This window comes from Aurantimonas marianensis (assembly GCF_024195285.1).
In the GTDB taxonomy this organism is placed as follows: domain Bacteria; phylum Pseudomonadota; class Alphaproteobacteria; order Rhizobiales; family Rhizobiaceae; genus Aurantimonas; species Aurantimonas marianensis.
The window spans coordinates 1-4989 of record NZ_JALHBS010000071.1; the positions used below are offsets into that span (position 1 = coordinate 1).

At 62.8% G+C, this 4989-nt stretch carries 9 protein-coding genes; 3 read left to right on the top strand and 6 right to left on the bottom strand.

The window, feature by feature from the left end; all coding sequences use genetic code 11:
• Positions 1-709 (top strand): helicase-related protein (locus MJ956_RS12340; protein ID WP_253964756.1); only part of this gene is annotated, 709 nt, incomplete at its 5' end.
• A gap of 168 nt (positions 710-877) precedes the next feature.
• Entirely contained in the window at positions 878-1189 is a 312-nt protein-coding gene (locus MJ956_RS12345) for a polyhydroxyalkanoic acid system family protein (RefSeq protein ID WP_253964757.1), read from the top strand.
• Positions 1190-1236: 47 nt separating this feature from the next.
• Here MJ956_RS12345 and MJ956_RS12350 read toward each other — a convergent pair whose 3' ends face one another.
• The gene (locus MJ956_RS12350) at positions 1237-1647 is read right to left on the bottom strand and encodes a hypothetical protein (RefSeq protein WP_253964758.1); all 411 of its coding nucleotides are present in this window, start codon (positions 1645-1647) and stop codon (positions 1237-1239) included.
• A 290-nt stretch (positions 1648-1937) separates the two neighbouring features.
• Here MJ956_RS12350 and MJ956_RS12355 point away from each other — a divergent pair, with 290 nt between their 5' ends.
• Positions 1938-2279, top strand: coding sequence for a hypothetical protein (locus MJ956_RS12355; protein ID WP_253964759.1), 342 nt, complete (start codon positions 1938-1940; stop codon positions 2277-2279).
• A gap of 75 nt (positions 2280-2354) precedes the next feature.
• Here the strand turns inward: MJ956_RS12355 and MJ956_RS12360 are convergent, their stop codons facing one another.
• The 5 genes from MJ956_RS12360 to MJ956_RS12380 form a co-directional block, all read right to left on the bottom strand.
• Entirely contained in the window at positions 2355-2825 is a 471-nt protein-coding gene (locus MJ956_RS12360; protein WP_253964760.1) for a hypothetical protein, read from the bottom strand.
• Positions 2822-3175, bottom strand: coding sequence for a hypothetical protein (locus MJ956_RS12365; protein ID WP_253964761.1), 354 nt, complete (start codon positions 3173-3175; stop codon positions 2822-2824). Before MJ956_RS12365 ends, MJ956_RS12360 begins: the two co-directional genes overlap by 4 nt.
• Before the next feature lie 10 nt (positions 3176-3185).
• A complete protein-coding gene (locus MJ956_RS12370; RefSeq protein WP_253964762.1) occupies positions 3186-3692 on the bottom strand; it encodes a rod-binding protein in 507 nt (168 codons plus the stop codon).
• A 53-nt stretch (positions 3693-3745) separates the two neighbouring features.
• Positions 3746-4153: a hypothetical protein gene (locus tag MJ956_RS12375; RefSeq protein ID WP_253964763.1), complete on the bottom strand. Its 408-nt coding sequence runs from the start codon at positions 4151-4153 to the stop codon at positions 3746-3748.
• The coding region (locus MJ956_RS12380; RefSeq protein WP_341482727.1) for a flagellar biosynthetic protein FliR at positions 4150-4989 on the bottom strand (840 nt) is incomplete at its 5' end. The genes MJ956_RS12380 and MJ956_RS12375, both read right to left, overlap by 4 nt.

Consider the following 4989-nt stretch of genomic DNA (forward strand, 5'->3'; position numbering starts at 1 on the left):
GGTCCGGGTCGAGGTGACTCCCGAAGTCATCACCGTCGAGAAGATCGATCAGAGCGTCTATCTCGTGCCTCAGAAGGCCAAGAAGCTGTGGCTGATCGAAAAGCTTGCCCAGCCCGAATTCGCCAAGGTGGTGATCTTCACCCGCACCAAACACGGCGCCAACCGGTTGTCCGCCGATCTGGAAAAGGCCGGCATCGAATCCGGCGCGATCCACGGCAACAAGAGCCAGGCGGCGCGGCAAAAGGCGCTCGCCGCCTTCCAGTCCGGCAATATCAACGTGCTCGTCGCCACGGACATCGTCGCCCGCGGCATCCATGTGGACGACATCAGCCATGTGGTGAATTTCGACCTGCCGGAAGAGCCGGAAAGCTATGTCCACCGCATCGGGCGGACGGCGCGTGCCGGCAAATCCGGCATCGCCGTGGCGCTGGTCGATCCGTCCGAGCGCTCGAAGCTGCGTCAGATCGAGAAACTGACGGGTCTGACATTCGATTTGCAGAAGACCGATTACGCGGCCCATGTCGATCTGAACGCTGCCGAGGAGAAGCGTCCACCTCGTGGGAAACCGCAGGGCCGGCGCCCGGGCGGCGGCCAGCGTTTCGGCGAAGGCCGCGGCGCGCGTCCCGCGGTCGGCAACAAGGCCAAGCCCGGCGGCGGCAACCGGCGCCGGCGGAGCGGTGGACAGACCCGGTCGGCCACAGCCGGTTGACGAGGCGGGCTCCGCAAGTGGAGCCTTCATTTTCCGATGATCGCAATGCAAGGGGCGGCCGCAAGGCCGTCCTTTTTTCAGGCGCCAATCGATGCAACGGAACAGCAGGACATTGCCAGGCACAGACGCCGTCGCCATATGCCGGGCTGTTGCAACAAGGAGCTCCCGATGGCCGAAACGATCAAGGTCGACATCCCCCACAAGCTGAGCCGCGAGGCGGCCCGCACGCGGATCGAGGAAAGTTTCGGCAAGCTGCGGCAAGACATGCTCGGCGGCATGGTCAAGTTCGAGGATGTCTGGACGGGCGACCATCTCGACTTCCGGGCGCGGGTGATGGGCCAGGCCGTGACGGGGCGCCTCGACGTTCTCGACGATGCTGTGCACGTCGAGGTCGATCTGCCCGTCTTCCTTGCGGCGATCGCCGAAAAGCTCAAGGGCCGCCTCCGCAAGGAAGGTCAGGTGCTGCTGGAGAAGAAATAACCGGACCGTTCAGACGACAGGGAGCCGGATGTCGCGCGGGGTAATTCTCAGTTGCGGACGCCGGTCAGAGTCGCGTTCTCGGCACGCACGGTCCCACCGTTCTCTCCCGGCTCGATCTCGAGAATCTCGCCGAGCCCGGGAACCAGCGATCCGACCCTCACACGCCAGAGCTCCCCGGGCGAGGCCAGATGCGCCTCGGCGCCGAAGACCATGACGATCTGGAAATCACGCGGCGTCAACGCGGCCGAGCGCACCAGCTTGGGCACGGGTATGGCGCCCTCCACAGTGGCATCGGGCTTCTCCGTCGAACCCGTGATCATCTGGTCGAGAAGCGGCCGGTCGAAATAATCCGGGTCCAGGGTGGATATGATCGTGACGACCGAAAAGAACCCGATCGACAGGATTCCCAATCCCAGCGAGATGAGATTCGTGACGCGGTCGGACCAGGCCGTGGCCAAGTCGGGATCGGCGGGCGAGCGTGCGCCAGGCACCCGGCGAAACGTGAATGGGACAGCAGGCAACGGAACCTCGAACCCTTGATGTTCAGTGACGGCCGGTCAACGGCCTCCGTTAAGGAACATCGCATTCACAGGTTAAGGCTTTCTAGCGATCGAACGGCAATCAAGCGAACCGCGGGGTGTTTTGTCGCCGTAACAAGTCGACCGTGACAAAAACGGCGAAAGAAGGAGCTGGTCGGTCCGCCACGCGTTGAGGATTTGTTTGCCATCGCCGCGATACAATGCGTTTCATGACGATGCATTCGACCTCGCCGCGCGCCGAGAACCGTATGGTTCCCCGTCGGCGCACCCGAATCCAGCCGGTGAAGATCGTGACCCTGGAACGGACGTTCCTCGAAGACGGCACGGCAATCGACCGCTCATCGAAGGGCGCGCGTATCGGACGATACGCCGCGCGTCGTCTGCCGGCCCAGATCGAGCTGTTTGACGAGGTCGATCGCACGTTCCAGGCGGGCACGCTCGTCTGGACGCGCGGACTCCAGATCGGTCTGCGCTTTACCGGTCCCGTTATCGCAGCCAACCGAGCGGAAATCCTGCGTCTGACCGGCCGCTATTATGCGATTGCCGATTAGGTACCAGCGATGGGGCCCGGGCCTAGCCGCGAGAGCGCGGTGCGGGACCGCTCCTATCCGGGCACGACGATGGGCCTACTGCGACTCGGGCCGCCCGTTGCGGATGTCCTTCTTGGCGATGTAGTCGAACTGCTCCACCAGAAGTTCGTGCACCAGCTCCTGCCCGTAACGGGCATTGACCGCGTCGCGAATCGAACTGGTCAACGCGCTCAGATCGAAACGCTGCGGCTCGTCGAAGTTGAAGCCGTCGGTCGAATAAAGACGCCGAAATGCCTCGTCGAGGATGAACGGATCCGGCGGAACCTGGAGCTTTTGCGCCACCTTGCCGTCGATCGTGAAGACGAATTGCGCGAGAATATAGCCTTGGATCGCCTTGTCCGCGATCATCGGGATGGTGATATTGCCGGTCCTGCGGTAATCGAGCCCTTCGAAATAGGTCGAGTCCGTGCCTTCGGTGGCGGCATCGGCGTTCATCGAAGCCATGACATAACTGGACCCGAGCGCCACAACGCAGACCCAAAGACCGACAGCCACCAGTTTGATCACGACCGGGCGGCCTTACGCCCGAGTTGCAGGCTATAGGTGCCGTCGGATTCAGCGTCGGTGATCGAACGGGCGATCAACGCCGAAATCTCGTGGCTGGCGCGAACGTGCAGTTCCAGCGCGCGGCGGTTCTTCTCAATCGCCTTGGCCAGACCCGTCAATCGTTCCCGGGCGGCCGGATCTTCCTCCAGAGCCTCCGGACGGCGCGCCAAACGGCTGAGTTCGAGCAGGCTCTGGTTCTTGCGGGCGGTGATCTCCATCAAATCGACCGGCTTGCCGCCGCCGAGCGCGTCGGTCTCGGTTGAAAGGGCGGCTTCCAGCCGATCAACGGCCTTTGCGAGCATGGTATCCAAGGTGACGTTCCTATTCTGCGGTGACTTTGCGGATAGCCCCGGCCCGCGCGAGATCGTGTTGCCGGAGCATGTGGTTGAGGCTGTCGCCGGCGCCATCGCGTCCGTCGACAGCGCCGAAGCTGCCGCCGGGTTCGTTGGCAATCGAAGCGGCGATGCCGATTCCACCGCCCTTGGCGAGCTCGTTGCCGATCTCCTCGGCCATCATCGAACGCCAGATCGCGCCGGCGGTCCCCGATCCGAAATAGCTGGAAGCTTCGGACGGCAGCATCGATTCCACGAAACTGCGCAGGACGAAGCCTTCGAACTGCTCAAGCGGCGGCACGGCGCGTGCCTCGTGGGCAACAAGCGGGATGATCGGCGCAACCGGAGACGACGACGTCTCGTCGGTGGTGGCCGCATCGAGAAGCGCCGCGAAATCAGCCGAGGCCGCATCCTTCACCGTACGAGAATCGGCGACCTTCGACGCGGTCTGCGTCGGCTCGGTCTTTACGGCGAAGAGGACGGGTGAAACGGTCATCGGCGGCAGTCGGCTCAAAGATGGGAAAGTTCGCCTCTTGTATCGTGCCGGCCTTATTCGAAGCTTGTCCGCTTACGGGCCAGGAATCCGTCGACACCGACTTGCAATTCTCTTGCCTCATCCTCGACGACCGTCGATCGTCTCGCCTCGTCGCGAATCTTCTCGACGCCCTTCTCGGATCGACGGGCCGACTGAATCTTCTTTTCGGTCTCGCTCTGGTGGGCCAGATTGGTGCGCCGAGCCGCGTCGTTGCGTCTCAGATTGCGGACCTTGGCCTCGACGAACAGACCATGCAGCTGTGAATCGGTTCCAAGACTTGCGAGGAGTTCGGTGTCCGACCGGTCGATCTCGTCGCGTTCCTTGCGAAGATGTCCCAAGCGCCATTCCTCGAGCAGGCGCTTCTGCCCCTGCACCTTCATCAGGCGCTCCAAGCGGTGGAGTTTGGATCGGTTTTCGCTCATCCGGTCAGCACCCACTGCTCGAAGTCCTGCATGAACAGAACCAGGAAATCGCTGATCACATAGCCGAACAGCACCAATCCGCCGGCCAGCACGAACGGTAACGAGATGAAGTAGATCGGGATCGTCGGTGTCAGCTTGTTGGCCAGTCCGATCGCGAAATTGACCACGACACCATACAGGACGAAAGGGCTCGATATCCGAAGGCACAGCAGGAAGGCCTCGTCGAGGTTGTCCGTGATGTTGGCGACGGAACCGCGTACCGAGAAGCCCGCGGATGCGGGCATCGCGCTGTAGGAGGCGACGAGAGCCCTGGCGATTTCGGCATGCAGGTTCAGAACGAAGATCAGCGTCGTGGCGGTCAGCGTCACCAGAGAAGCGACGGCGGGAACGGGACTCTGGTCATCGATCGGAACGCCCATCGCCTGGCCCATCCCGATGGAATTGGCGATGACATATCCGGCAAATTGCAGCGCGATCATGAAGCTGCGCCCGAGCAGCCCGATGAACAGGCCGTTGAGGATTTCGCTCACCATCAGCGCCAGCCGGGCGTTGTCTCCCGACCCTGTCACAAGCGGCTGCAGAACCGGCAGCAAGGCCGGGGACAGGGCCAGCGATACAGCGAAAGCCAGGAACAGCCGGACCTGCAACGGAACGCGGGAGGACGAAAAACCTGGCATGAGCAGGAGGCAGGTGCCGATCCGACAGAAGATCAGGAACAGCGAGAAGACGATATCGGAGAGTTCCGCCGTCACGAGATGGAACCGATTGCCCGGATGTCGACGCCGCGGGCGATCTCGATCGCGCGCCGCCCGATCCGCCCCGTGCCGATCACGCCG

What these genes read in the sequence shown, in the direction of transcription:
- MJ956_RS12355 (WP_253964759.1), top strand. Translation starts at nt 1,938, where the DNA reads ATGACGATGCATTCGACCTCGCCGCGCGCCGAGAACCGTATGGTTCCC.
- MJ956_RS12345 (WP_253964757.1), top strand. Translation starts at nt 878, where the DNA reads ATGGCCGAAACGATCAAGGTCGACATCCCCCACAAGCTGAGCCGCGAG.
- MJ956_RS12370 (WP_253964762.1), bottom strand. Translation starts at nt 3,692, where the DNA reads ATGACCGTTTCACCCGTCCTCTTCGCCGTAAAGACCGAGCCGACGCAG.
- MJ956_RS12375 (WP_253964763.1), bottom strand. Translation starts at nt 4,153, where the DNA reads ATGAGCGAAAACCGATCCAAACTCCACCGCTTGGAGCGCCTGATGAAG.